Consider the following 25,794-nt stretch of genomic DNA (forward strand, 5'->3'; position numbering starts at 1 on the left):
CATCCGGCAATGTGCTTATGCCATTTGCCTGATGGCGCTACGCTTATCAGGCCTACGAAAAAAGGCCTACCAATTACGTCAAATAAGGGAGGCGTTGCACCTCCCGTTAATGCATTAACCGCGCAGTTGTACGATGCCGTCTTTAACACGGGCTTCGTAGTGCGCCACGGAATGACTTTCGTCCTCCATGCACAGGCCATCGCTCAGGCGGAAGCGCTGTTTTTTCAGCGGGCTGGCGACCCACAACTCCCCCTGGTGCTCTGCAATTAACCCGCGAGACAACACGCTGGATTCGAAAAAGGGATCGATGTTGCTGATCGCAAACACCTGGTCGCTATGGTAAGGACGGAAAATAGCGACTTGCTCTTCGCCTAACAGCGCACAGACGCCGGTTGCAGGCAGAATGTCATCGATTTTGCAGATGTTTTTCCACTGGCTCATGCGTTCTCCTCCACCAGAGTTACCGGAATGCGTTCGTACGGTGTTGCCGGACGATGCTGTTCACGTTCAGGAACGACCTGCACGTTCGGGTCGCGTTTATCGCTGTTGATAAAGTGTTTGAAGCGAACCTGCGCAGACGGCGTGTTGACGGTTTCTGTCCACTCGCAGATGACGGCGTCGCGCAGACGCGCCATCTCTTCTTCCAGGTGTTCGTTGAGACCCAGTTTGTCGTCGATGATGACGGACTTCAGGTATTCAATACCGCCTTCCAGGCTATCTAACCACGGTGCGGTACGTGTCAGTTTGTCTGCCGTGCGGATGTAGAACATCATGAAACGATCGAGATATTTGAGCAGCGTTTCGCGGTCGATATCCGCCGCCAGCAGATCGGCGTGGCGCGGTTTCATCCCACCGTTGCCGCAGACGTACAGGTTCCAGCCTTTTTCCGTCGCAATAATACCGACATCTTTACCCTGGGCTTCCGCGCACTCACGGGTACAGCCGGAAACGCCGAATTTCATTTTGTGCGGGGTGCGGATGCCTTTGTAGCGATTTTCCAGCTCAACGCCGAAGCCGACGCTGTCACCTACACCGTAACGACACCAGGTGCTGCCGACGCAGGTTTTCGCCATACGCAGCGCCTTCGCGTACGCATGACCGGTTTCAAAGCCCGCGTCAATCAGCTGACGCCAGATTTCCGGCAGGTCGTCTTTCTGCGCGCCAAACAGGCCAATACGCTGAGACCCGGTGATCTTGGTATACAGATTGAATTCACGGGCGATACGGCCAACCGCCACCAGGCCTTCCGGGGTAATTTCACCGCCCGCGGAACGCGGGATCACGGAGTAAGTGCCGTCTTTCTGAATATTGGCCAGGAAGTTGTCGTTGGTATCCTGTAGCGGTGTGTGCTGCGGCTTCAGAATGTATTCATTCCAGCAGGAGGCCAGCAGAGAGCCAACGGTGGGTTTACATACTTCGCAGCCGTAGCCTTTACCGTGTTTCGCCAGCAGTTCTTCAAAGGTTTTGATGCCTTCCACCCGGATGAGATGGAACAGCTCCTGGCGAGAGTACGGGAAGTGCTCGCACAGGTTGTTGTTCACTTCAATGCCCTGTTTCGCCAGTTCGGCATTCAACACCTGAGTCACCAGCGGGATACAACCCCCGCAGCCGGTACCCGCTTTAGTTTCCGCTTTCAGGGCGGCAACGGTGTGGCAACCTTTGTTGATGGCGGCAACCAGCATACCTTTCGTGACGTCGAAGCAGGAGCAGATCTGCGCGCTGTCAGGGAGTTTATCCACGCCGATGGACGGCTTACCGCTGCCCGCGTGGGCTGGCAGGATCAGCGAGTCCGGATTCTCCGGCAGTTCGATGGCGTTCAGCACCAGTTGCAGCAGGTTGCCGTAATCACTGGTGTCGCCGACCAGAACCGCGCCGAGCAGCGTTTTGTTATCTTTACTCACGATCAGTCGTTTGTAGACTTCTTTGCTTTCATCAAGGTAGACATAGCTACGTGCGCCAGGCGTGCGGCCATGCGCATCGCCGATACCGCCCACGTCGACGCCCAGCAGTTTCAGCTTGGCGCTCAGATCCGCGCCTTTAAAGGCGTTTTCGTTTTTGAGAATATGATCAACGGCGACCTGCGCCATTTTGTAGCCCGGTGCGACCAGACCGTATACGCGATCGTTCCAGCTGGCGCATTCACCAATCGCGTAGATATCCGGGTCAGAGGTCTGGCAGGCGTCGTTAATCACGATACCGCCGCGCTGAGCGACGTCCAGACCACACTGGGTAGCCAGCTTGTCACGGGGGCGAATACCGGTGGAGAAGACGATAAAATCCACTTCCAGCTCGCTGCCGTCGGCAAAACGCATGGTCTTGCGCGCTTGGGTCCCTTCCTGAACGATCTCTTTGGTATTTTTGCTGGTGTGCACGCGCACGCCCATGCTTTCAATTTTGCGGCGTAACTGCTCGCCACCCATGTGATCCAGCTGTTCAGCCATCAACATCGGTGCAAATTCGATCACATGCGTTTCGACGCCGAGATTTTTCAGCGCACCTGCAGCTTCCAGACCCAGCAGACCACCGCCAACAACGGCCCCACGTTTGCTGCGACGGGCGCAGGACTCAATGGCGTTGAGATCTTCAATGGTGCGGTAAACAAAGCAATCCTGAGTTTCGGAACCTTTAATCGGCGGGATCCACGGATAGGAACCGGTCGCCATGATCAGCTTATCGTAATAGACCGTACGCCCGGCGCTGGAGTGGATAACCTTCTCCTGGCGGTTAATGGTGATGGCACGCTCGCCCACCAGAACTTTCACACCGTGCTTTTCATAAAACCCTTCACGCACCAACGACAGCTCTTCAGCCGTGTGGTGGGAGAAGTAAGAAGACAGGTGGACACGGTCGTATGCTTTGCGGGGTTCTTCACAGAAGACGGTAATATCAAACTGGGTCGCATCCGCTTTATCAAGTAGATCCTCAATAAAGCGGTGGCCGACCATACCATTACCGATAATAGCGAGTCTGACTTTGCTCATTTTTGCCTCGATTTCTTTTCTATTACTGCCTACCTTAACGATTCAGCAACCCCGCTTATTGATGTAAATCAAATTCACCTTTATATACTCCTTTAGAGGTATATTGCTGATTTGTCAGCATTTTTCTAAGTCACGGAATTGTCTGGCTTTTCGTGTTTGTATAAATAACATACAAATTGAAGGGTTTTAGGGAGTTAGCAGCTACCACAGGCGATTTTGAGATTTACGCCTTCAGGAGGAGGGGAGAAGAAGCCCCTTTTCAGGACGAAAAGGGGCAGGAGAACTTAGTGGGCTGCCTGGACGTTATGCTGACGATGACGGGTGACGAATCCGAGGATAAAACACATCACAAAGACGACCGCATACAGACCATTCGCGGTGATCAACGCCGCCTGCGGGCCGCTGTGCGCCACAATTGGCCCCGTAACCACAAAGGTCAACATCGTGCCGATGGTGCCGCAGGTCAGAACAAAGTTAACCAGCTTTGGCGAGGCGACTTTGGTCTGCTGTGAGCCGAGTGTGATGATGGAGGTATAAATGGCGCTGGAGAAGAAGCCCAGCGTCAATATAAACCACGGCATATGTTCTGGCGTGCCGGTAATGAACAGATACATCAGCACGGTTGCCAGCCCTGCCAGCACCGTCAGAATGCGCTGCAGGTCAAAGAAACGCAGAATGAAGCTGAACGCCCACATCCCGAACATGTACGACATCCAGAAATCGCTGACCAGCGTACCGGCATCATTCAGGCTCATGCCCAGACCTTTGGCGTACTCCGGCACCCAGGAGATAAAACCCAGCTGACCGAGGATGTAGCACAGTGCGGCAATGGACAGGAACAGCACGCCGATGCCCCATTTTTCTTTCGCCACGGGGGCTTCGGTTTTCTGAGCATGTTTACCCAGCGCCGGGAATTCACAACCGAAGGTCAGAACGAAAATGGCGGCATAGACCAGACCGATGCAGGCATAAACCCAGTACCACTCAATGCTGCGCGCCAGCAGGTACGCGGCGACCATCGGGAAAATCATCCCTGCCATGCTAAAGAAAGAGTCGGTAAACAACAGTCGTGAACCGCGCTGACGACCTTCGTACATCTGCGTGATCAGGAACGTACCGATCGACATGGTGATACCGCTGACCAGCCCCAGTACAAACATAGCGGCAGAAAACAGCGCCAGGCTATGGCTGAACATCAGTCCGGCAACCGCCAGTAGCATCAGGATAAAGCCAAAACGCAGCTGTGTTTTCAGCGGGACAATTTCCATCAGCCAGGCATTGAGGAAAATAGAGATCAAAATACCGGCATTGAGGAAGGTGAAGGTGTTACTCATACTGGAAACAGGCAGATGGAAGTAATCTGCAATGTTTCCCATCACCATTCCGGTGACAATAACCAACGCACCTGTCAGGGCGTAGGAGAGAAAGCTAATCCATGTGAGCTTGATACGATTGCTGTTAGTCATGACTGGCCTGTGTATAGAGGTGTAAAGCGCGTTGACAGCGCAATGGGCGGGCAGATTTTAGGCGCTTTAGTGACGCATTTAAATATTTATTAGTAATTGATGTAATTGTTGCATTTTTTAAAGTGATATTTGTCACAAAATTTAAGCGGCCTGACATGACATGAGGCTCCGATACGTAAAATTAAGTAAAGGGATGGCCTTGTCATGGAAGGCTCTTTAGAATCAATCCACTTGCTTTTGTTTCTGCTCTCGTTAAGGAAATCTCATGCTCAAATCGACTCTGGCGGCTGTTGCAGCTGTTCTCGCTCTTTCTGCTCTCTCTCCTGCAGCGCTGGCAGCGAAAGGTGATCCACACGTCCTGCTGACAACCTCTGCCGGTAATATTGAGCTGGAGCTGAATAGCCAGAAAGCGCCTGTTTCAGTGCAAAATTTTGTCGATTATGTAAACAGTGGTTTCTACAATAACACCACGTTTCACCGTGTGATCCCTGGTTTTATGGTTCAGGGCGGCGGTTTTAACGAACAAATGCAGCAGAAGAAACCTAACCCGCCAATCAAAAATGAAGCGGATAACGGTTTGCGTAACACCCGTGGCACCATTGCGATGGCGCGCACGGCCGACAAAGACAGCGCCACCAGCCAGTTCTTTATCAACATAGCGGACAATGCTTTCCTCGATCACGGCCAGCGTGACTTCGGCTATGCCGTTTTCGGTAAAGTCGTGAAAGGAATGGATGTGGCGGACAAAATCTCCCAGGTCCAGACCCACGACGTGGGGCCTTATCAAAACGTTCCGTCAAAACCTGTTGTCATCCTTTCCGCGAAAGTTCTGCCGTAATCGCATTTTGCGCGGGTTGCTGATGCCCGCGCTATTCCTGACCTCTGCGTAACCCGAAATTGCTGCTTATACTTGTGGCAAGTGAAGGCGCATTCAGGGAGGTCACGTGAAAAAGCTCACCGATAAACAAAAATCTCATCTCTGGAAACATCTGCGAAACGCTAATTTCCAGGCCAGTCGCCGTCTTGAAGGTGTTGAAATCCCCCTGGTTACTCTGACCACTGAGGAAGCCCTTGTACGCCTTGAGGCGTTGAGGAGGCATTATGAGCGATAAATTCGGTGAAGGACGCGACCCCTATCTTTACGACGGTCTCGATGTCATGCGCAACCGTTTAGGCATCCACCAGGTTCAGCGTCTGGAGCAGGCGGCATATGAACTGACGGCGTTACGCGCCGCGACCATTGAACTGGGGCCGCGGGTTCGTGGTTTACCCTACCTGTGCGCTATTCATCGCCAACTTTATCAGGACATTTTCGACTGGGCGGGAAAGTTACGCGAAGTGGATATCTATCAGGGGGACACGCCTTTCTGCCATTTTGCCTGGATCGAAAAAGAGGGCAATGCCCTGATGCAGGATCTGGAAGAAGAAGGGTATCTGGTCGGATTGCCGAAAGAGAAATTCGTCGCCAGGCTCGCGCATTACTATTGTGAGATCAATGTGCTGCATCCGTTTCGCATCGGCAGCGGTCTGGCACAGCGCATCTTCTTTGAACAACTGGCGATTCATGCCGGTTACACGCTGGCCTGGAACGGTATTCAGGTGGATGAGTGGAATCAGGCCAACCAGAGTGGCGCCATGGGCGACCTTTCGGCATTGCAGGCAATATTTCGTAAAGTGGTGAGCGAAGCTGAGGAAACTGAGTAGAATAGCGCGGTTCTAACGTACCGGAGCCGCCATGATCCTGCTAATCGACAACTACGATTCTTTCACCTGGAACCTCTACCAGTATTTTTGCGAACTGGGCGCTGACGTCCTGGTCAAACGGAATGACGAGTTGATGCTGGCGCAAATCGACGCACTCAATCCGCAAAAGATCGTGATTTCTCCTGGCCCCTGCACGCCCAACGAGGCCGGAATTTCGCTGGACGTGATTCGCCATTATGCAGGACGGCTGCCCATACTGGGCGTGTGTCTGGGCCACCAGGCCATGGCGCAAGCGTTTGGCGCGACCATCGTTCGGGCAGCGAAAGTCATGCATGGCAAAACCTCGCCGATAACCCATACCGGTCAGGGTGTTTTCCTGGGATTGTCGAATCCATTACGCGTGACGCGTTACCATTCTCTGGTGATTGACCCAGCCACGCTTCCCGTCTGTTTTGACGTCACCGCCTGGAGTGAAACCCAGGAAATTATGGGCATTCGTCATCGGGAATGGGATCTGGAAGGCGTACAGTTTCATCCGGAAAGCATTCTCAGCGAACAGGGGCATCGGCTACTGGCAAATTTCCTCCAGCGCTGATTTGTGGTTGCTATCTAATGATTTTTTATGCATATTTTGTGATTATAATTTCACATTAATTCCTGCATAACTGGGTGGTCATAAGATGGCAACTGAACAAACTGCAATTACGCGCGCGACTTTTGATGAAGTTATCCTGCCGATTTATGCACCGGCAGAATTTATTCCGGTAAAAGGCAAAGGAAGCCGCGTCTGGGATCAACAGGGAAAGGAATACGTTGATTTTGCTGGCGGGATTGCAGTGACGGCGCTGGGGCATTGTCATCCGGCGCTGGTTGAGGCGCTGAAAACCCAGGGCGAAACGTTGTGGCACACCAGTAACGTCTTTACGAATGAACCGGCGCTACGGCTGGGGCGTAAGCTTATCGACGCGACGTTTGCAGAACGCGTGCTGTTCATGAACTCTGGCACAGAAGCGAACGAGACGGCCTTCAAACTGGCGCGTCACTACGCCTGCGTGCGTCACAGTCCGTTCAAAACCAAAATCATCGCCTTCCATAACGCGTTTCACGGTCGCTCACTGTTCACCGTAACGGTTGGCGGCCAGCCGAAGTATTCCGATGGTTTTGGGCCGAAACCGGCCGACATCGTCCATGTTCCCTTTAACGATCTGCATGCGGTGAAAGCCGTGATGGATGACCACACCTGCGCGGTGGTGGTGGAGCCCATCCAGGGGGAAGGGGGATTAACGGCGGCAACGCCCGAGTTCCTGAAAGGACTGCGCGAGTTGTGTGACCAGCATCAGGCATTGCTGGTCTTTGATGAGGTGCAGTGCGGCATGGGGCGTACTGGCTCCCTGTTTGCATATATGCACTATGGCGTGACACCGGATATTCTGACCAGCGCCAAGGCGCTTGGCGGCGGTTTCCCGGTGAGCGCCATGCTGACCACGCAGGAGATTGCCTGTGCGTTTCACGTCGGTTCTCACGGTTCCACCTACGGTGGTAACCCGCTGGCCTGCGCGGTTGCTGGCGCTGCGTTCGATATTATTAACACGCCAGACGTGCTGGACGGCATTCAGACGAAACGGCAGAAATTTGTTCAGCATTTGCAGAAAATTGACGAGCAGTACGATGTTTTCAGCGACATTCGTGGGATGGGACTGCTGATTGGGGCAGAGTTGAAGCCGCAATATCAGGGACGAGCGCGTGAGTTTCTTTATGCGGGAGCGAGTGCAGGTGTGATGGTGCTGAATGCCGGTCCGGATGTGATGCGCTTCGCCCCCTCGCTGGTGGTGGAAGAGGCGGATATCGATGAGGGAATGCAGCGTTTCGCGCAGGCCGTCGCGAAAGTCGTTAGCTCTTAATATCCCGTAACCGACGGCTGAGCCAGATCCCGTGGTGAGGCCGTTGACGCCAGGCGACCGACGAAATGGTGTGCATGGTGTTCAGGTGGCCCAGTATGCGCTGCAGGTGTTGTTCCAGGGTACTTAATGGCCCATGGGAGAGCATCTCTGGCGCTTCCAGAATATTCACATCGCCAGAGCTGCCCGGTCCGTCATACTCCAGACGCTGCTGGCAGCGCTGGAGCGCAATTTCACACGATTCCAGATAGCGTTGCGCAAGGTCTGGCGTCAGCATCGTATGTTCCCGCGCCAGCGTTGTCATCGCATTGATGTGCTCGACAATAAACTGGCTGTGCGTCACCCACAGTTTCATATCTGCCAGATAGTGCGCGTTAAATCCGGGTTCCTGCATGGACTGATTCAGCGAGTTGTACAGCGTGTTGTGCGCCTGATTGACACGCATACGCTGATACGCGAGCGGCGTTGCCTGTGGATTGTCGCTGAGGATCAGGCGTATAGCTTCCTGGTCGGCTTCCAGCGCGTCGTGGGCGTTTTTGCGCAACAGACCGCTCTGCCACTGCGGCCAGAGCCAGACCGTCCCGCCAAACGCGATCAGGCAGCCAATCACCGTGTCAATAAACCGCGGCACAATGTACTGCTCGCCGTTTAACGTCAGCAATTGCAGGGTATACACCGCAGTGACCGTAAACCCGACCGTTGCCCAGCCGTAGTTTTTACGAATGATCAGATAGCTCACCAGCGTAATGACCAGCATGCCCGCCAGTGTGAAGCCTTCGGGGATGTGGAAGTGTAGCGTCACGCCCGCAATCACCAACCCGACCAGCGTGCCCGCCGAACGGTGCAGTATGCGAACCCGCGTCGCACCGTAGCCGTTTTGCGTTACAAACAGAACCGTCATCAGGATCCAGTACGGTTTTGGCAGATGTAACGCGCTCCCCATCAGACTGGCGATACTCAGCATGACGCTGATGCGCCCGGCATTTCGCAGTGCGGGCGATTTGAATGACAGATAGTTTTTTAGCGCCGGGATCAGCGGGAGTCGACGCTGTTTATCCGCCATCAGGTCACGGGCATACAGCGGGCGTTGGGTCCGCAATACGCGGGCAATGCGGCTAAAGTGCCAGTAACAGAACTGACCCACCGGGTTATCGGGATGCTGGTTGGCAATTTTCTCGAGCGCGCCAATCTGCTTTTCCATGGAAAAGCGAGTCGGCAGGCGGTGATACAGAATATCATCCGCCAGGATGCGTAAGCGCGCAGCGACCGTTTGCGCGTTCCAGCGAATCACCTGCTCTGCATGGCTGCGTTCGACCAGCTTTTGCACCTCTTCCGGCTGATGCAGGCTGACGGAGATATGTTCCTGTAAGTCCAGCGCTTCCTGGAAGGCCCGCAGCAGGCGTTTATATTCATTATTGTGATGCGCCGACAGCATGTGCATTTGCTGGTAACACTGGGTGATGAGATCCACCGCTTTCTGTTGGCGTACCAACAAGGGCGGCAGCGCTTTTTCAGGATCGGCGTGCTGGGTGAGCAGGCTGTATTTGGCTTCGCAGTAGTCGGCCAGCTCGCGGTACAACAAACTGAGCGACTCGCGTAGCGGTTGTTCACGCCAGAGCCAGAACCAAAACCAGTTAAAAAGCCCGTACCACAGGGTGCCCAGGGCATAGATCAGCAACGGTTCCCAGACGGGCATGTTACCGGCCAGGCTTAGCGTGAAAATGGCGGCGATAAGCGAAGCCGGCAGGAGTCGGGCATGCAAGGCGCTGAGTTCCGCCGTCACGCCAAGAATCAGCGTTAACCCCGTCAGAATCAGCGGCAGCGGTATTGCTTGCGCGAGCAGTAGCTGCATGACCAGGCTGCATCCGGCAAACAGCGATGCGCCAATGACTAAGCGTTTGAAAAAGCGTTTGTGGGGGGTATCAAGCCCGGCAATGTTGCAGCAGGCGGGAACGAGAGAAAAGAGCAATCCCAGATGCAACTGACCAATGATAAGACCAATCGCCACAGGCAAACACAGCACCAGCGTTTGCCGCAGTGCGTAGTTGATTTCAGGATGATAGATCAGTCTTCGCCACATCGGTGCCAACAAAAATGGCGCATTACAGGGTAATGCGCTATTTCGACGGGGTTAACGAGTGCCGTAGACGACGATGGTCTTACCGTGCGCTGAGATCAGGTTCTGATCTTCCAGCATTTTCAGAATACGACCAACGGTTTCGCGAGAACAGCCAACGATCTGACCGATCTCCTGACGGGTGATTTTGATTTGCATGCCGTCCGGGTGAGTCATCGCATCGGGTTGTTTCGCCAGGTTCAGCAGAGTCTGAGCGATACGACCGGTTACGTCGAGGAAGGCAAGGTTGCCGACTTTTTCGGACGTAACTTGCAGGCGACGAGCCATCTGGGAAGACAGGCGCATCAGAATATCCGGGTTTACCTGGATCAGTTGGCGAAATTTTTTGTAGGAGATTTCAGCGACTTCACAGGCCGTTTTTGCACGTACCCATGCACTGCGTTCCTGGCCTTCTTCAAACAGGCCTAATTCGCCAATGAAATCGCCCTGATTCAGATAAGAAAGGATCATCTCTTTCCCTTCTTCGTCTTTAATCAGCACTGCCACTGAGCCTTTAACGATGTAGTACAACGTTTCTGCTTTTTCACCCTGGTGAATCAGCGTGCTCTTCGACGGGTACTTATGAATGTGGCAATGAGACAAGAACCATTCGAGAGTCGGGTCTGTTTGCGGTTTGCCAAGCACCATGCGCGGTTATCCTCTGTTATAAGCTGTCTCCAGAGCCAGAAAACGACGCTGTCTCTGGGGTTGCCAAAATATGCTTCCCGCTGCCAGGGAAGGGGGCTGCTAAAAATGTACTGCAGCCTGTAATGTGATGTCCTCTGCATACATGCAGTACGTCAATGTATTACTGTAGCATCCTGACTGTTTTAGCATAGCTTTCGCCGTGTGTCTCCTGGTGTCTCGCTTCAGCATGATGCAGGTCGCCTTCCATTGCGAGATTTGTTATGTCCGCGTAATCTGTCAGGAAAATTGAAACATTGGAGTTACGAAATATGCAAGCGCGTGTGAAATGGGTCGAAGGGTTAACCTTCCTGGGAGAGTCTGCTTCCGGCCACCAGATTTTGATGGATGGTAACTCCGGTGATAAAGCGCCGAGTCCGATGGAAATGGTGTTAATGGCCGCGGGTGGCTGCAGTGCGATTGATGTGGTGTCTATTTTGCAAAAGGGACGCCAGGACGTGACCAACTGCGAAGTGAAGCTCACTTCTGAGCGTCGTGAAGAGGCGCCGCGTCTGTTTACGCATATCAATCTGCATTTTATTGTGACCGGCAATGAACTGAAAGATGCCGCCGTTTCGCGAGCTGTTGATCTTTCTGCAGAAAAATATTGTTCCGTTGCGTTAATGCTGGAAAAAGCGGTGAATATCACGCATTCATATGAAGTGATTGCCGCGTGATCTCACGTTGCCGGAGGGCGTGACGCTTATCCGGCAACGCTGCATATTATTCGATTTTTTTGCCTTCCATCAGTCGCTGAACCAGCGGCAGCATGATCAACTCCATTGCCAGTCCCATTTTGCCGCCCGGCACGACTAATGTATTGATGTGTGAAATAAATGAGCCCTGAAGCATCGCCAGTAACCAGGGGAAATCGATCCCTTCCAGATTGCGAAAATGAATAACGACAAAGCTTTCGTCTAATGACGGGATGCCTTTTGCCGCGAAGGGATTCGAGGTGTCCACAGTGGGCACGCGCTGGAAGTTAATATGCGTACGGGAGAACTGCGGGGTGATAAAGTTGATGTAATCATCCATGGAACGGACCACCGAATCCATCACCGCTTCGCGGGAGTGCCCACGTTCGCCAGTGTCGCGGATCAGTTTCTGTATCCACTCCAGGTTAACGATCGGTACTACGCCAACCAGCAAATCCACATGGCGCGCAACGTTATGGTGCGGCGTCACTACGCCGCCGTGCAGCCCTTCATAGAACAGGACGTCGGTCGGTTCGGGCAAGGGTTGCCATGGCGTAAAGGTTCCCGGCACCTGATTCCACGGTACTGCTTCATCGTAGGTATGCAGATATTTCCGCGACTGGCCTTTGCCCGCTTGTCCGTATTCGCTGAACGTTTGTTCCAGCAGACCAAAATCATTAGCTTCGGGGCCGAAATAACTGATATGTCGCCCGGCGTCCCGCGCTTTGCGGATCGCCATGTCCATTTCCGGGCGGGTATAGCGATGAAAGCTGTCGCCTTCCACCTCGGCGGCGCGCAGATTTAACTGTGCAAAAATTTTACGGAACGCGAGGCTGGTGGTGGTGGTCCCCGCGCCGCTGGACCCTGTTACCGCAATCACCGGATGTTTGGCAGACATAACAACTCCATGAATAAACACTCGTTTTAGTATAGTCGGCCCTCAGCGGCGGATTACTCGTGCAACTGTTTTCTGGGCATGATGTTGACCGTTTCGTGGAGTTCAGACCACACCAGAACGGCCTCGCCGCGCTGTAGTTGACGTTTGACGTCGGCGACTTTTTGCGCAAGCGAACGCTCATGTTCACCATAATCGGTGCCTTCGCGCAATACAAAGCTTTCAATCAGGTTATCCAGCGTTTCAGCGGACAACTCCTGCCAGGGGATCATCATGATTATGCTTCCAGATACGTGGTGAGCCAGTCAGGGATGCGCGATTCAAGCCACATTTCCGGGCGGCGCAGCGTCCCGCCGATAAAGCCGACGTGCCCGCCATGCTCGGTTAACTGATACTCAACCTGCGGCGGCAGATTCTCGGGGTTCGGGATCACATGACTGTCCATAAACGGATCGTCTTTCGCGTGAATAATCAGCGTGGGTTTGGCGATCTGATTGAGCAACGGCATGGCGCTACATTGACGATAATAGTCTATCGCATCAGCAAAACCGTGAATTTTGGCGGTAATAAGATCATCAAAATCGCGGATACGCCGTATTGCTTTTAGCTGCGCCAGGTTGACAGGGAGCGTGCCGGGATAGGCCGCCAGTTTGCGTGACGCGTTGGCTTTGAGCAGATTGAGCAGATAGCGCTGGTAAACGCGCGAAAAGCCTTTTTCCATGTGATAGCTGCAGGCTTCAAGCACGAAAGGCGCGGAGACAATCACTGCCGCATCGATCGGAATATCCCGACCTTCTTTCGCCAGCAGACAGGCCAGCATATTGCCGCCGAGTGAATAGCCAACCGCAGCGGTGGGAACACGACCAAACTCGCGTTGTAACCACTGTAAAAACCAGGTGCCGTCTTCCGTCTCCCCGGAGTGATAAATGCGATTCAGGCGATTGGGTTCGCCGCTGCAACCGCGAAAGTGCATCACGACACCCAGCCATCCACGCTTTTGTGCGGCCTCGATGAGTCCGTGGGCATACGGGCTGTTCAGACTACCTTCAAGACCATGAAACACCACCAGACGCGGTTTGTGTTTCGCCTGATGCGGATCTTCACTCCATGCCAGATCGACAAAATCGCCATCGGGTAATTCCAGGCGTTGCCAGTGTGGGCTGAACTGCACTTTACGGCGGATCAGTCGTGGGAGCATCGTTTGCAGATGGCGATTGCTGATGCCGCGCATCGGGCGGAACTCATACGAATCAGCGTCGGTCGGGGTCATTTCTGTGGGGGTGATTTCAACCATAGCACCAGAGCAATTAATCATCGGGAAGAATAACTATACCGCGCACACGGCTGGCAGGTTAGCCAATATGTGATTTTACGCTTAGTCAGTCAGGAGGTTACGTGAGAAAAGATGGATGTCCACCCCGGGTTTTCGCCGCCAGAGACGGGCTTTACGCGTTCCTGTCGCCGCACTTTCCCCCGTCTCTTCAAACATGCCCGACGCCTCAAAACGGCGAATCAGACTTTTACGCTGAATCGACTGACCGAGGATCACTTCGGTCGCCTCCTGCAACTGGCCATGGGTAAACGACGCCGGCAGACAGTAAACAGGCAGTAACGAGTACATCGTTTTTTGTCGTAAGCGATGCAGGGCTGATGCAATGATGTTCTCGTGGTCGAACGCCAGAGGATATTCGGTAAGCTTGTCGATCGGCACCCAGCGGGCGTCGCTAACGCTGGCGATATGCGGCTCGCAGTCCACCCAGGCGATCAGCGCAAACCAGGCGACGGTCAGGCTCCAGCCGCGCGGGTCGCGGTCCGGTCCGGAGACGGTATCCAGTTGTTCCAGCCATGAAGGGGAAACCCCTGTTTTTTCTGTCAGCTTACGTAGCGCCGTTGCGCGGGTGGAATCATCGCGTGCCATATCAATAAAGCCGCCAGGTAATCCCCAGCGCCCTTTCTGCGGCTGCTTTGCCCGTTCGACCAGCAGTACGCACAGCGTTTGTTCATGCAGGGTGAACAACACGCTATCCACTGTGACCAGAGGGGAAGGAAAGCGGCTGGCATCGTACTGGTTCAGATAGTCGGCTTCGGTTGTCATAAGGCACTCACGGTGATTTGGAACGTTCACAAGTGTACCAGCACGACATCAGGCGGCAAGGTGCGTTTTTTCTCATTACTTATCAGGTGATTATCTGTCTGTAAAAAATAAAGCAATTTTGTACTTGCTTAATATGTGTCTTAAGGACATTATTAATGTTGTCACAGGGACACAATTAAGGGCGGGATGAAATATGAGCGCAAAATTGACATTAACGTTGGACGAGCAGGTCTACGCCATTGCCAGCGGTGTTTTTCCGGATGGCGCCGTCTGGCTGAAGGTGACGGAGACGTTACCGTCCTCCGCCCGTCTGATGCGAATTCGTGCGGTGGCGATGCGTGATATGAACGATTTCATGCTGCTAGCGCAACTGGTTGAGGCGGTACGCCACCAGACGGATGTGCTGGTGAGCCATCTTGAACTTCCCTGGCTGCCGTGGGCGCGTCAGGACCGTCATATGGTTACCGGCGACAGCTTTGCACTGAAAGTCTTTGCCCGTCAGCTCAATACGCTGAAGTTCGACAAGGTGAAAGTGCTCGACCCGCATAGCGATGCAGCAGCGGCGGCGATAGATAACATGGTCGCTGTGCCACAGGAAGTCTGCCTGCGGCAAAGCGCGACTCTGCGCCGTCAGTTTCAACAACATGCGCTGATGCTGGTGGCACCGGATGCGGGGTCGTTGAAGAAAATCGATGCTGTGGCCAGAGCCGCAGGGACAGCGGAGTACGCCATCCTGAGTAAAAAACGCGATGTGGCGAGCGGCAATCTGACCGGCTTCTCGCTGGTGGCGGGAGACGTGAAAGACAGGGATGTGCTGATTGTCGACGACCTGTGCGACGCAGGTGGCACTTTTATCGGATCGGCACAGGTGTTGCGTGATGCCGGAGCGCGCAGTGTCAGTCTGTACGTGACGCATGGCATCTTCTCGAAAGGTGTGGAGCACCTGTTTGCCAATGGCATTGACGCCCTCTACAGCACCACCTCGTTGGCTGCGCCGACGCTGGCGCATCCGCAGCTTGAGCTTATCGACATTGACGCGATTTACCGCTGAGGGAGACAGCATAATGAAAATGAATCCAATTCTGGCTATCGACGGCTACAAAGTCTCCCACCGCGTACAGTATCCGCAGGGAACCACCCGGGTGTATTCCAACTTCACTCCGCGCAGCGAGCGCTATTTTCAGTCGCCGTTGCCGGATGGCAAGCTGGTGTTCTTTGGTCTGCAGGGCTTTTTGCAGTGGTTTCTGGTCGATCTGTTTAACGAGGCATTTTTTGCCCGTCCGGAAGACGAGGTGGTCAACGAATATAAGCAGGTGATGGACAGCTATCTTGGTCGAGATGCCGTCGCCGTCGATCATATTCGCGCGCTGCATCAGTTGGGTTACTTGCCGCTGCACATTAAGGCGCTGGATGAAGGCACTAAAGTGCCCATGGCGGTACCGGTTCTTACCATTATCAACACCAAACCCGAGTTTTTCTGGTTGGTGAATTACCTGGAAACCGTACTGTCGGCGGAACTCTGGAAAGCCTCGACGAACGCCACTATTGCTCACCATTACCGCAAAATTTGCGCGCATTGGGCAGAGAAAACCTGTAGCGACCTGACGCATCTCGATTTTCAGTGCCATGATTTTTCGTTTCGCGGCATGGCCGGTCTCCAGGACACCATGCAGGCGGGCAGTGGGCATCTGTTGAGTTTTAAAGGTACGGATAGCATTCCGTCGCTGTTGTATGCCCGTGATTACTACACCGACGGCGACGCGTACTTTATCGGCGCCAGTATTCCGGCGACCGAACACAGCGTGATGTGCATGGGCGAACGTGAACATGAGATTGAAACGTTCCGTCGGTTGATTGTCGATCTTTACCCGCAGGGTTTTGTGTCGATAGTGTCTGATACCTGGGACTACTGGCAGGTGCTGACGGAGTATACCCGTGAACTCAAAAATACCATTCTGGCGCGCGAAGGGCGGGTGGTCTTTCGCCCCGACAGCGGTGATCCGGTGGAGATCCTCTGTGGCACAGGAATGGACGAGGATGATCGCGCCGACCGCACCCCACAGGAAAAAGGATCGGTGGAAGTGCTGTGGGAGATTTTTGGCGGCACGATCAATGAGAAAGGGTATAAGGTGCTCGACCCGCACGTAGGGTTGATTTATGGCGACTCCATCACCCTTGAACGGGCTAATGAGATCCTACGGCGTCTGGAGGCAAAAGGGTTCGCCAGTTCGAACGTAGTATTTGGGGTCGGTTCTTTCACCTACCAGTACAACACGCGCGACACCTTTGGTTTTGCGATGAAAGCGACCTGGGGAGAGGTCGACGGCAACGGCCGTACGATCTTTAAAGCGCCGAAAACCGATAATGGACTGAAACGCTCTGCCCGCGGATTGCTGCGCGTTGCGCGTGATGAGCAGGGCGAGTTACGCCTGCACGATGAGCAAAGCTGGGTTCAGGAACAAGAGGGAGAGTTGAAGACGCGTTTCCTCGATGGGCGGCTTTACAACCGCGAACATTTTGAACAAATCCGCCAGCGACTGGCGACGCAATGCTAAATCCCCACCTGTTTTTCAGTCCGTAGGCCGGATAAGGCGCAAAAGCGCCGCCATCCGGCAATCACGGCTACTCGGCCAGCATCTGTTCGAGCTGTTCCTGTATTTCAAGCCAGGCCATTTCACACTCTTCCAGCCCTGATTTGGCGCTGGCTTGCTGTTGCAGACAGGCGGTGAGCTCGGCCTTTCTGCTCTGATCGTACAATTCGCTGTCGCCCAGTTTTTCTTCCGCCTGCGCCAGTTGCGCGTTCAGTTTCTCCATCTCTTTTTCCAGTCGCGCAATTTCTTTACGCAGTGGCTGAGTTTGCGTGCGTAGCTCCGCTTCACGGCGTTTCTGATCTTTACGCGCTTGCGCGCTATTGGCGTTGTCTTTCGGCGCGTCATCAGGCTGACTTTCCTGCTTCTGCACGTCGCTCAGCCATTGTTGATAATCTTCCAGATCGCCATCGAACGGCTCGACTTTACGGTCATGAACCAGATAGAGATCGTCAGTGGTTGAGCGCAGCAGGTGACGGTCATGCGAAACGACAACCAATGCCCCTTCAAAGTCGATCAAGGCTTCGGTCAGTGCCTGACGCATATCCAGATCCAGGTGGTTGGTCGGTTCATCGAGCAGCAGTAGATTCGGGCGCTGCCAGACGATCAGCGCCAGCACCAGACGGGCCTTTTCACCGCCGGAGAAACGCTGGGTCTCTTCAGTGACTTTATCGCCCTGGAAGCCAAAGCCGCCGAGATAATCCCGCAGCTTCTGTTCCAGCTCCTGCGGTGCCAGTCGCACCAGATGTTGCAGCGGTGATTCGTCTGCGCGCAGGAATTCCAGTTGATGCTGGGCGAAATACCCCAGTTTGATGCCTTTTGCCAGACCGATCTCCCCGCTGACAGGGTTGAGCTCGCCCGCCAGCAGTTTGATCAGCGTCGATTTCCCTGCGCCATTGCGTCCTAACAGTCCGATGCGTGAGCCGGGAACCAGATTGAGTTTGATGGAGTCGAGAATAACGCGTTCGCCATATCCGGCGCTCACTTTCTCCATTTTCAGCAGCGGGTTAGGCAGGCTTTCTGGCGCCCGGAAGCTGAAGTGGAACGGGTTGTCGACGTGTGCCGGAGCGATAAGCTCCATGCGTTCCAGCATCTTGATGCGGCTCTGTGCTTGTTTCGCTTTGGTCGCTTTGGCGCGGAAACGGTCGATATAGCTTTGCAAGTGCGCGACACGCTCCTGCTGGCTTTCGTACATCGATTGTTGTTGCGCCAGGCGCGTGGCTCGCTGAATTTCAAACGCGCTGTAGTTGCCGGTGTACTCGAACATCGTTTGTTGTTCGATATGAATAATTTTATCGACCACCGGATCGAGGAAGTCGCGGTCGTGGGAGATAAGGATCAGCGTCCCCTGATAGCTCTTCAGCCATTTCTCCAGCCAGATGACGGCGTCCAGATCAAGGTGGTTGGTCGGTTCATCGAGCAGCAGCAAATCTGAGCGGCAGATCAGCGCCTGGGCCAGGTTAAGACGCATGCGCCAGCCGCCGGAGAAGTCGCTGACCGGGCGCTCAAGTTGCTCATTAGAGAAACCGAGACCGTGGAGCAGACTGGCGGCGCGGGACCGCACGGTCCAGGCGTCGATGGCGTCCAGTTTGCCATGCACGGTGGCAATCGCGTGTCCGTCGTTACGTTCGTTGGCGTCGTTCAGTTGCGCTTCCAACTGGCGATACTCACGGTCACCATCAATAACGTATTCCAGCGCAGGTTGAGGAAGCGCTGGCGTTTCCTGATTCACCCACGCCAGCTGCCAGTTGCCGGGGAAGGAAAAATTGCCGCCATCGGCGCTGATTTCATTTTTTAGCAATGCCAGCAGGGTAGATTTTCCGCAGCCATTTTTACCCACCAGACCGACTTTCTGACCAGGATTGATGGTCGCTGTAGCATTGTCCAGCAAGACGCGTACGCCGCGGCGAATTTGTAACGAGGAGAAAACAATCATAAGGCGCCGTATGTTCTGACTATGTTAATTTATCATTATGATAATGTAGTGTGTGTGGGCGTACTGCCGCACTGGAGCGCAATGGTAGCCCAAAACAACGACTATACACAAAAACCGGGAGGGGGATGATGTCCCAGCCAGCGAAAGTTTTGCTGCTGTATGCCCATCCGGAATCTCAGGACTCGGTCGCCAATCGGGTTCTGCTTAAGCCGGCCATGCAGCTCAGTAATGTGACAGTGCACGATCTTTACGCGCACTACCCTGATTTTTTTATCGATATTCCGCATGAGCAGGCGCTATTGCGTGAACACGACGTGATTGTTTTTCAGCACCCTTTGTATACCTACAGTTGCCCGGCACTGCTCAAAGAGTGGTTCGACCGGGTGTTGAGCCGCGGTTTTGCCAGCGGTCCCGGAGGAAATCAACTGGCGGGAAAGTACTGGCGAAGCGTGATCACCACCGGCGAGCCGGAAAGTGCTTACCGCTATGACGCGCTGAACCGTTATCCGATGAGCGACGTGTTGCGCCCCTTTGAACTGACGGCGGCGATGTGTCGTATGCATTGGATGAGTCCGATCATTATTTACTGGGCCAGGCGACAAAGTGCACAGGAATTAGCCAGTCATGCCAGGGCGTATGGTGAGTGGCTGGCAAACCCTGTTGTTGCGGGAGGTCGCTGATGGAAGGTTCCGATTTAATGCTGGCAGGCGTGTTGTTTCTCTTCGCGGCAGTGGTTGCGGTGCCGTTGGCTGCGCGGCTGGGTATCGGCGCGGTCCTGGGCTACCTGCTGGCCGGGATCGCTATTGGTCCGTGGGGGCTGGGGTTTATCAGCGACGTTGATGAAATCCTGCATTTCTCTGAACTGGGCGTTGTCTTCCTAATGTTTATCATTGGCCTGGAGCTGAATCCTGCAAAACTCTGGCAGTTGCGGCGTTCTATTTTTGGCGTCGGGGCGGCGCAGGTGATGTTAAGCGCGGCGGTGCTGGCGGGGCTACTGATGCTGACCCGCTTCTCGTGGCAGGCGGCGGTGGTCGGGGGGATCGGTCTGGCGATGTCGTCGACCGCCATGGCATTGCAGCTGATGCGTGAAAAAGGGATGAATCGCAGTGAATCCGGGCAACTGGGTTTTTCTGTGCTGCTGTTTCAGGATCTGGCGGTGATCCCGGCGCTGGCGCTGGTGCCGCTGCTGGCGGGTTCCGCAGATGAACATTTTGACTGGATCAAAGTGGGCATGAAGGTGCTGGCATTTGCGGGTATGCTGATTGGCGGACGTTATCTGCTGCGCCCCGTGTTTCGCTTTATCGCTAGCTCAGGAGTGAGGGAGGTTTTCACCGCTGCCACCCTGCTGTTGGTGCTGGCTTCGGCGCTGTTTATGGACGCGCTGGGGCTGTCGATGGCGCTGGGGACGTTTATTGCGGGTGTGTTACTGGCGGAAAGCGAATATCGCCATGAGCTGGAAACCGCCATCGATCCCTTTAAAGGCTTGCTGCTGGGGCTGTTCTTTATTTCGGTCGGGATGTCGTTGAATCTTGGTGTGCTCTACACCCATCTGTTATGGGTCGTGATGAGCGTCGTCATTCTGGTGGCCGTCAAGACGCTGGTGCTCTATTTGCTGGCGCGCGTATATGGCGTGAGGAGTTCGGAGCGAATGCAGTTTGCGGGCGTGTTGAGTCAGGGGGGCGAGTTCGCTTTTGTGCTCTTTTCTACCGCGTCTTCCCAGCGACTGTTTCAGGGCGATCAGATGGCGTTGCTGCTGGTGACCGTCACGCTATCGATGATGACAACGCCCTTGTTAATGAAGCTCATTGATAAATGGCTTTCCAGACAGATCAATGGCCCGGAAGAGGAAGACGAAGCGCCCTGGGTGGATGATGATAAGCCGCAGGTGATTGTGGTGGGGTTTGGGCGTTTCGGTCAGGTGATTGGGCGTTTGTTGATGGCGAACAAGATGCGTATTACGGTGCTTGAGCGGGATATCAGTGCCGTCAACCTGATGCGTAAGTATGGCTACAAAGTGTATTACGGTGATGCCACCCAGGTGGATCTCCTTCGTTCGGCAGGGGCAGAAGCGGCGGAGTCGATCGTGATCACCTGTAATGAGCCTGAAGACACCATGAAGCTGGTGGAACTGTGCCAGCAGCATTTTCCGCATTTGCATATTCTTGCGCGGGCGCGCGGACGTGTAGAAGCACATGAGTTATTACAGGTGGGTGTGACGCAGTTTTCTCGTGAAACCTTCTCCAGTGCGCTGGAGTTGGGGCGTAAAACGCTGGTGTCATTAGGGATGCATCCGCATCAGGCGCAGCGGGCGCAACTGCACTTTCGTCGTCTGGACATGCGTATGTTACGGGAGTTGATCCCGATGCATACCGATACGGTTCAAATCTCTCGCGCCACGGAAGCCCGACGCGAGCTGGAGGAGATCTTCCAGCGAGAGATGCAGAAAGAACGGCGCCAGCTGGATGGCTGGGATGAATTTGAGTAGGGGAGCAGTATGGCAATTCGTAAACGTTTTATTGCAGGTGCTAAATGCCCATCTTGTCAGGCGCAGGATTCTCTGGCGATGTGGCGCGAAAATAATGTTGATATTGTTGAATGCGTTAAGTGTGGTCATCAGATGCGTGAAGCCGATAAAGCGGCGCGCGAGCACGTTCGCAAAGAAGAGCAAGTGATCGGGATTTTTCATCCGGACTAGCGATATGTCGCAGGTTTTTTTAAGCTAGTGGGTACACGAGTGCAGAATTCCGCTACAATCTGCGCCACTATTCTTCCCATGCTCAGGAGATATCATGAAAGTAGCAAAAGACCTGGTGGTTAGCCTGGCCTATCAGGTACGTACAGAAGACGGTGTGTTGGTTGATGAGTCTCCGGTGAGTGCGCCGCTGGACTACCTGCATGGTCACGGTTCCCTGATCTCTGGCCTGGAAACGGCGCTGGAAGGTCACGATGTTGGCGACAAATTTGACGTTGCTGTAGGCGCTAACGACGCTTACGGTCAGTATGACGAAAACCTGGTGCAGCGCGTTCCTAAAGACGTGTTCATGGGTGTTGACGAACTGCAGGTTGGCATGCGCTTCCTGGCGGAAACCGACCAGGGTCCGGTACCGGTAGAAATTACCGAAGTGGAAGACGACCACGTTGTGGTTGACGGTAACCACATGCTGGCTGGCCAGAACCTGAAATTCAACGTGGAAGTTGTGGCGATTCGTGAAGCGACCGAAGAAGAACTGGCTCACGGCCACGTTCACGGTGCGCACGGTCACGACCATGACCACGACCACGAAGGTTGCTGCGGCGGCCACGGCCACGACCATGACCATGGTCATGAGCACGGCAAAGGTGGTTGTGGCGGTAATGGCGGTTGCGGTTGCCATTAATCGGCATGCTGGCCCGGTAAGCGTAGCGATACCGGGCACAAAAAAAGCGGGGAAACCCGCTTTTTTTACGTCTCAATAATGCGGCGGCGGCGTCTCTTCGGACTGAGAGGCAATGTTTGACGGTTGGCTGGCTTTGAGTTTATCCGTCAGCAAACGCAGATGATCGCGTAATTTAGCCATTTCCATCTCATGAGCGGTCACTGTCACATTGAGTTCTTCAATGGTTTGCTCCTGAAAAGCCAGGCGACTCTCCAGTTCAGCCAGGCGGGCTTCCATCGTTATATCCTGCATGATTCACCTCTTTTGTTGTCCCCGGCCGCGGATTCTACTTAACTTTACGGGATTGCACAGTACTCATTAGCCTTCCGCGAAACTAAATTAAACAAAAAGAGTCTGAAAAGGGGTGATAATAGGGCGTGTTCGTATGTTGATTTGTTCTACAACGCTTTATAGTACGTTTCTTGTGTAAATTAACCCTGGGGTGAGATGCCCCGGCCCTGGAGATATGGATGAAATCACTGTTTAAAGTAACGCTGCTGGCGACCACAATGGCCGTTGCTCTGCACGCTCCGATCACTTTCGCAGCTGATGCTGCAAAACCTGCGGCAACTGCCGACAGCAAAGCTGCGTTCAAAAATGACGATCAGAAATCAGCGTATGCGCTGGGTGCTTCTCTGGGTCGTTACATGGAAAACTCCCTGAAGGAACAGGAAAAATTAGGCATCAAACTGGACAAAGATCAGCTGATCGCGGGTGTCCAGGATGCGTTTGCAGACAAGAGCAAATTATCTGACCAGGAAATCGAACAAACTCTGCAGGCGTTTGAAACTCGCGTGAAGAGCTCCGCTCAGGCGAAGATGGAAAAAGACGCGACTGAAAACGAAACCAAAGGCAAAGCATTCCGCGAGAAAGTCGCTAAAGAGAAAGGGGCTAAAACCTCTTCTACTGGCCTTGTCTATAAAGTAGAAAAAGCCGGTACGGGTGATGCGCCGAAAGACAGCGATACTGTGGTTGTTAATTACAAAGGTACGCTGATTGACGGTAAAGAGTTCGATAACTCTTACACCCGTGGTGAGCCGCTCTCCTTCCGTCTGGATGGTGTGATCCCTGGCTGGACTGAAGGCCTGAAAAACATCAAGAAAGGCGGCAAGATCCAACTGGTTATCCCACCGGATCTGGCTTACGGCAAAACGGGCGTTCCGGGTATCCCGGCTAACTCTACGCTGGTATTCGACGTAGAGCTGCTGGACATCAAACCGGCACCGAAAGCGGATGCCGCAGCGCCAGCAGAAGCTGATGCCAAAGCAGCAGATGCTGCTAAAAAATAAAAACTGAGAACCGCCGCCACTATGGCGGCGGTTTTTTAATTGCAGGCCGGATATAATTAGTACTGGAAAGCGGAACCTCCGCTGTATTAATTTAGTTGTCCGCGTAAATAATGAGCCTGCCCTGAAAACATACCGACAGGCTCCTGAAAAGGAGTGTTTTTTTTCATGTCCAGGTCGCTTTTAACCAACGAAACCAGTGAGCTTGATTTACTGGATCAACGTCCTTTCGATCAGACCGACTTCGATATTCTGAAATCCTACGAAGCGGTGGTGGACGGGTTAGCGATGCTCATTGGTTCCCATTGTGAAATCGTATTGCACTCTTTGCAGGATTTGAAATGCTCAGCAATTCGCATTGCTAACGGTGAACACACGGGCCGGAAAATTGGCTCGCCGATTACTGACCTTGCGTTGCGTATGCTGCATGATATGACGGGTGCGGACAGCAGCGTGTCGAAGTGCTACTTTACACGCGCGAAAAGCGGTGTCTTGATGAAGTCGGTGACGATTGCTATTCGCAACCGCGAGCATCGTGTGATTGGTCTGCTGTGCATCAACATGAACCTTGATGTACCGTTCTCACAGATTATGAATACCTTCATTCCTCCGGAAACGCCGGAAGTGGGTTCCTCAGTTAACTTTGCCTCCTCGGTAGAAGATTTGGTCACGCAAACGCTGGAGTTCACGATTGAAGAAGTGAACGCTGACCGAAATGTGTCTAACAATGCGAAGAACCGCCAGATTGTGCTCAACCTCTACGAGAAAGGGATCTTCGACATCAAAGATGCGATTAACCAGGTGGCTGACCGCCTGAACATCTCAAAGCACACGGTATACCTCTACATACGCCAGTTCAAAAGCGGCGATTTTCAGGGACAGGATAATAAGTAATGCGTTTCGCCATTGTGGTCACAGGGCCTGCTTATGGCACACAGCAGGCGAGCAGCGCCTTGCAGTTTGCCCAGGCGGTGCTCAATGAGGGTCACGAGCTGAGCAGTGTCTTTTTTTACCGGGAAGGTGTGTATAACGCAAACATGCTGACGTCGCCTGCCAGTGACGAATTTGACGTGGTACGTGCCTGGCAACGACTGAACCAAACTCATGGTGTGACGTTAAACATCTGCGTTGCAGCGGCGTTGCGGCGGGGTATTGTGGATGAGACGGAGGCCGCCAGACTGGGGTTGGCTGCGGCTAACTTACAGCCAGGTTTCATTCTCAGTGGGCTTGGGGCTCTGGCGGAAGTGTCGCTGACCTGCGATCGCGTGGTGCAATTTTAATGAAACGCATTGCTTTTGTATTTTCTACTGCGCCGCACGGTAGCGCATCGGGCCGTGAGGGGCTGGATGCGTTGCTGGCAACATCTGCATTAACAGAAGAGCTTGGCGTCTTTTTTATTGGCGATGGCGTTTTTCAGATACTTCAGGGGCAAAAACCTGATGTGGTGTTGGCGCGCGACTACATTGCTACCTTTAAACTGCTGGAACTCTACGACATTGAGCTGTGTTGGCTCTGTGCCGCCTCTTTGCGTGAACGTGGTTTGTCGGAAGACTCGCGCTTTGTCATTGATGCGACACTGCTTGAGCCTGAAGACTTGCGCAATGAGCTTGACGGCTATGACGTTATCCTGAGGTTCTGAGACCCTTATGTCTATATTGCACACTTTACATCGCTCTGCGTGGCATTCGGATCTCTCCTCTCTCCTTCGTCTGCTCAAAGAAGGAGATGCGCTTTTGTTGCTACAGGATGGCGTGATGGCCGCTATCGAAGGCAGTCGTTTCCTTGAAAGTTTGCTGAATGCCCCCATTAAGATATACGTGCTGGAAGAAGACATTAAAGCTCGCGGGTTGGGTGGTCAAATTTCAGACAGCGTCGTCAGGGTTGACTATACTGACTTCGTCAGACTTGTGGCGAAACATCCCCGCCAGATGGCCTGGTAATTGCGGGATCGTTGTATATTTCTTGACACCTTTTCGACGTCGCCCTAAAATTCTGCGTCCTCATATTGTATGAGGGCGTTTTATTACGTGTTTA

At 53.7% G+C, this 25,794-nt stretch carries 27 protein-coding genes and 1 pseudogene; 17 read left to right on the top strand and 11 right to left on the bottom strand.

The window, feature by feature from the left end; translation table 11 throughout:
• Nucleotides 1-114 precede the first annotated feature (114 nt).
• From nirD to tsgA, 3 genes are all read right to left on the bottom strand, one after another.
• Complete coding sequence (gene nirD, locus P2W74_RS01610) at nucleotides 115-441, bottom strand: nitrite reductase small subunit NirD (RefSeq protein WP_192610748.1); 327 nt, start codon at nucleotides 439-441, stop codon at nucleotides 115-117.
• Nucleotides 438-2,981, bottom strand: a complete 2,544-nt coding sequence (nirB, locus tag P2W74_RS01615; RefSeq protein ID WP_276293661.1) for an NADPH-nitrite reductase large subunit — start codon at nucleotides 2,979-2,981, stop codon at nucleotides 438-440. The genes nirD and nirB overlap by 4 nt, the downstream gene beginning before the upstream one ends.
• 284 nt (nucleotides 2,982-3,265) lie before the next feature.
• A complete protein-coding gene (tsgA, locus tag P2W74_RS01620; protein WP_276293662.1) occupies nucleotides 3,266-4,447 on the bottom strand; it encodes an MFS transporter TsgA in 1,182 nt (393 codons plus the stop codon).
• A gap of 265 nt (nucleotides 4,448-4,712) precedes the next feature.
• On the opposite strand from tsgA, the gene ppiA reads away from it, so the two are divergent.
• The 5 genes from ppiA to argD all read left to right on the top strand — a co-directional run bounded on the left by ppiA (nucleotide 4,713) and on the right by argD (nucleotide 8,052).
• On the top strand, nucleotides 4,713-5,285 hold the full coding sequence (gene ppiA / locus P2W74_RS01625) for a peptidylprolyl isomerase A (RefSeq protein WP_162383502.1): 573 nt from the start codon (nucleotides 4,713-4,715) through the stop codon (nucleotides 5,283-5,285).
• Nucleotides 5,286-5,391: 106 nt separating this feature from the next.
• Nucleotides 5,392-5,559 carry a YhfG family protein gene (locus tag P2W74_RS01630; RefSeq protein ID WP_276293663.1) on the top strand — a complete coding sequence of 56 codons (168 nt, stop codon included), beginning with the start codon at nucleotides 5,392-5,394 and terminating at the stop codon, nucleotides 5,557-5,559.
• Nucleotides 5,549-6,151, top strand: coding sequence for a putative adenosine monophosphate-protein transferase Fic (locus P2W74_RS01635; protein ID WP_276293664.1), 603 nt, complete (start codon nucleotides 5,549-5,551; stop codon nucleotides 6,149-6,151). Before P2W74_RS01630 ends, P2W74_RS01635 begins: the two co-directional genes overlap by 11 nt.
• Nucleotides 6,152-6,182: 31 nt before the next feature.
• On the top strand, nucleotides 6,183-6,746 hold the full coding sequence (gene pabA / locus P2W74_RS01640; RefSeq protein WP_276293665.1) for an aminodeoxychorismate synthase component 2: 564 nt from the start codon (nucleotides 6,183-6,185) through the stop codon (nucleotides 6,744-6,746).
• Nucleotides 6,747-6,831: 85 nt separating this feature from the next.
• Nucleotides 6,832-8,052 carry a bifunctional acetylornithine/succinyldiaminopimelate transaminase gene (gene argD / locus P2W74_RS01645; RefSeq protein ID WP_276293666.1) on the top strand — a complete coding sequence of 407 codons (1,221 nt, stop codon included), beginning with the start codon at nucleotides 6,832-6,834 and terminating at the stop codon, nucleotides 8,050-8,052.
• On the opposite strand, the gene P2W74_RS01650 is transcribed toward argD, so the two are convergent.
• Nucleotides 8,042-10,129: a YccS/YhfK family putative transporter gene (locus P2W74_RS01650; protein WP_276293667.1), complete on the bottom strand. Its 2,088-nt coding sequence runs from the start codon at nucleotides 10,127-10,129 to the stop codon at nucleotides 8,042-8,044. The two genes, argD and P2W74_RS01650, sit on opposite strands and share 11 nt — an antisense overlap.
• 51 nt (nucleotides 10,130-10,180) lie before the next feature.
• Nucleotides 10,181-10,813, bottom strand: coding sequence for a cAMP-activated global transcriptional regulator CRP (crp, locus tag P2W74_RS01655; RefSeq protein ID WP_000242758.1), 633 nt, complete (start codon nucleotides 10,811-10,813; stop codon nucleotides 10,181-10,183).
• A 308-nt stretch (nucleotides 10,814-11,121) separates the two neighbouring features.
• Between crp and P2W74_RS01660 the strand changes: the two genes are divergently transcribed.
• The gene (locus P2W74_RS01660) at nucleotides 11,122-11,526 is read left to right on the top strand and encodes an OsmC family protein (protein WP_276295282.1); all 405 of its coding nucleotides are present in this window, start codon (nucleotides 11,122-11,124) and stop codon (nucleotides 11,524-11,526) included.
• Between the two features lie 46 nt (nucleotides 11,527-11,572).
• On the opposite strand, the gene P2W74_RS01665 is transcribed toward P2W74_RS01660, so the two are convergent.
• The 4 genes and pseudogenes from P2W74_RS01665 to P2W74_RS01680 all read right to left on the bottom strand — a co-directional run bounded on the left by P2W74_RS01665 (nucleotide 11,573) and on the right by P2W74_RS01680 (nucleotide 14,534).
• Nucleotides 11,573-12,442, bottom strand: coding sequence for a phosphoribulokinase (locus P2W74_RS01665; protein WP_276293668.1), 870 nt, complete (start codon nucleotides 12,440-12,442; stop codon nucleotides 11,573-11,575).
• A gap of 53 nt (nucleotides 12,443-12,495) precedes the next feature.
• Nucleotides 12,496-12,714, bottom strand: coding sequence for a YheU family protein (locus P2W74_RS01670; protein WP_276293669.1), 219 nt, complete (start codon nucleotides 12,712-12,714; stop codon nucleotides 12,496-12,498).
• A 2-nt stretch (nucleotides 12,715-12,716) separates the two neighbouring features.
• Nucleotides 12,717-13,779, bottom strand: a pseudogene (locus P2W74_RS01675) (hydrolase).
• Nucleotides 13,780-13,814: 35 nt separating this feature from the next.
• Nucleotides 13,815-14,534: an NUDIX hydrolase gene (locus P2W74_RS01680; RefSeq protein ID WP_276293671.1), complete on the bottom strand. Its 720-nt coding sequence runs from the start codon at nucleotides 14,532-14,534 to the stop codon at nucleotides 13,815-13,817.
• 193 nt (nucleotides 14,535-14,727) lie between these two features.
• On the opposite strand from P2W74_RS01680, the gene prs reads away from it, so the two are divergent.
• Entirely contained in the window at nucleotides 14,728-15,585 is an 858-nt protein-coding gene (prs, locus tag P2W74_RS01685; RefSeq protein ID WP_276293672.1) for a ribose-phosphate diphosphokinase, read from the top strand.
• 13 nt (nucleotides 15,586-15,598) lie between these two features.
• Entirely contained in the window at nucleotides 15,599-17,089 is a 1,491-nt protein-coding gene (locus tag P2W74_RS01690) for a nicotinate phosphoribosyltransferase (protein WP_276293673.1), read from the top strand.
• A 67-nt stretch (nucleotides 17,090-17,156) separates the two neighbouring features.
• Here P2W74_RS01690 and P2W74_RS01695 read toward each other — a convergent pair whose 3' ends face one another.
• Nucleotides 17,157-19,058, bottom strand: a complete 1,902-nt coding sequence (locus P2W74_RS01695; protein ID WP_276293674.1) for an ABC transporter ATP-binding protein — start codon at nucleotides 19,056-19,058, stop codon at nucleotides 17,157-17,159.
• Between the two features lie 128 nt (nucleotides 19,059-19,186).
• Here P2W74_RS01695 and kefG point away from each other — a divergent pair, with 128 nt between their 5' ends.
• From kefG to slyD, 4 genes are all read left to right on the top strand, one after another.
• Nucleotides 19,187-19,738 carry a glutathione-regulated potassium-efflux system ancillary protein KefG gene (gene kefG, locus P2W74_RS01700; protein ID WP_162383517.1) on the top strand — a complete coding sequence of 184 codons (552 nt, stop codon included), beginning with the start codon at nucleotides 19,187-19,189 and terminating at the stop codon, nucleotides 19,736-19,738.
• Nucleotides 19,738-21,543, top strand: a complete 1,806-nt coding sequence (kefB, locus tag P2W74_RS01705) for a glutathione-regulated potassium-efflux system protein KefB (RefSeq protein WP_203359764.1) — start codon at nucleotides 19,738-19,740, stop codon at nucleotides 21,541-21,543. Before kefG ends, kefB begins: the two co-directional genes overlap by 1 nt.
• A 9-nt stretch (nucleotides 21,544-21,552) precedes the next feature.
• Nucleotides 21,553-21,753 carry a YheV family putative zinc ribbon protein gene (locus tag P2W74_RS01710; RefSeq protein ID WP_192610765.1) on the top strand — a complete coding sequence of 67 codons (201 nt, stop codon included), beginning with the start codon at nucleotides 21,553-21,555 and terminating at the stop codon, nucleotides 21,751-21,753.
• Between the two features lie 94 nt (nucleotides 21,754-21,847).
• Complete coding sequence (slyD, locus tag P2W74_RS01715; RefSeq protein WP_276293675.1) at nucleotides 21,848-22,435, top strand: peptidylprolyl isomerase; 588 nt, start codon at nucleotides 21,848-21,850, stop codon at nucleotides 22,433-22,435.
• 72 nt (nucleotides 22,436-22,507) lie between these two features.
• On the opposite strand, the gene P2W74_RS01720 is transcribed toward slyD, so the two are convergent.
• On the bottom strand, nucleotides 22,508-22,726 hold the full coding sequence (locus P2W74_RS01720; RefSeq protein WP_276293676.1) for a protein SlyX: 219 nt from the start codon (nucleotides 22,724-22,726) through the stop codon (nucleotides 22,508-22,510).
• Nucleotides 22,727-22,944: 218 nt separating this feature from the next.
• On the opposite strand from P2W74_RS01720, the gene fkpA reads away from it, so the two are divergent.
• From fkpA to tusB, 5 genes are all read left to right on the top strand, one after another.
• On the top strand, nucleotides 22,945-23,763 hold the full coding sequence (gene fkpA / locus P2W74_RS01725) for an FKBP-type peptidyl-prolyl cis-trans isomerase (RefSeq protein ID WP_276293677.1): 819 nt from the start codon (nucleotides 22,945-22,947) through the stop codon (nucleotides 23,761-23,763).
• Nucleotides 23,764-23,928: 165 nt separating this feature from the next.
• Nucleotides 23,929-24,654 carry a helix-turn-helix transcriptional regulator gene (locus P2W74_RS01730; RefSeq protein WP_276293678.1) on the top strand — a complete coding sequence of 242 codons (726 nt, stop codon included), beginning with the start codon at nucleotides 23,929-23,931 and terminating at the stop codon, nucleotides 24,652-24,654.
• Nucleotides 24,654-25,040, top strand: coding sequence for a sulfurtransferase complex subunit TusD (gene tusD, locus P2W74_RS01735; RefSeq protein WP_276293679.1), 387 nt, complete (start codon nucleotides 24,654-24,656; stop codon nucleotides 25,038-25,040). Before P2W74_RS01730 ends, tusD begins: the two co-directional genes overlap by 1 nt.
• A complete protein-coding gene (gene tusC, locus P2W74_RS01740; RefSeq protein WP_276293680.1) occupies nucleotides 25,040-25,399 on the top strand; it encodes a sulfurtransferase complex subunit TusC in 360 nt (119 codons plus the stop codon). Before tusD ends, tusC begins: the two co-directional genes overlap by 1 nt.
• A 13-nt stretch (nucleotides 25,400-25,412) precedes the next feature.
• The gene (gene tusB / locus P2W74_RS01745) at nucleotides 25,413-25,700 is read left to right on the top strand and encodes a sulfurtransferase complex subunit TusB (protein WP_276295283.1); all 288 of its coding nucleotides are present in this window, start codon (nucleotides 25,413-25,415) and stop codon (nucleotides 25,698-25,700) included.
• Nucleotides 25,701-25,794 lie beyond the last annotated feature (94 nt).

This window comes from Citrobacter enshiensis (genome assembly GCF_029338175.1).
GTDB classification, from domain to species: Bacteria; Pseudomonadota; Gammaproteobacteria; order Enterobacterales; family Enterobacteriaceae; genus Citrobacter_D; species Citrobacter_D enshiensis.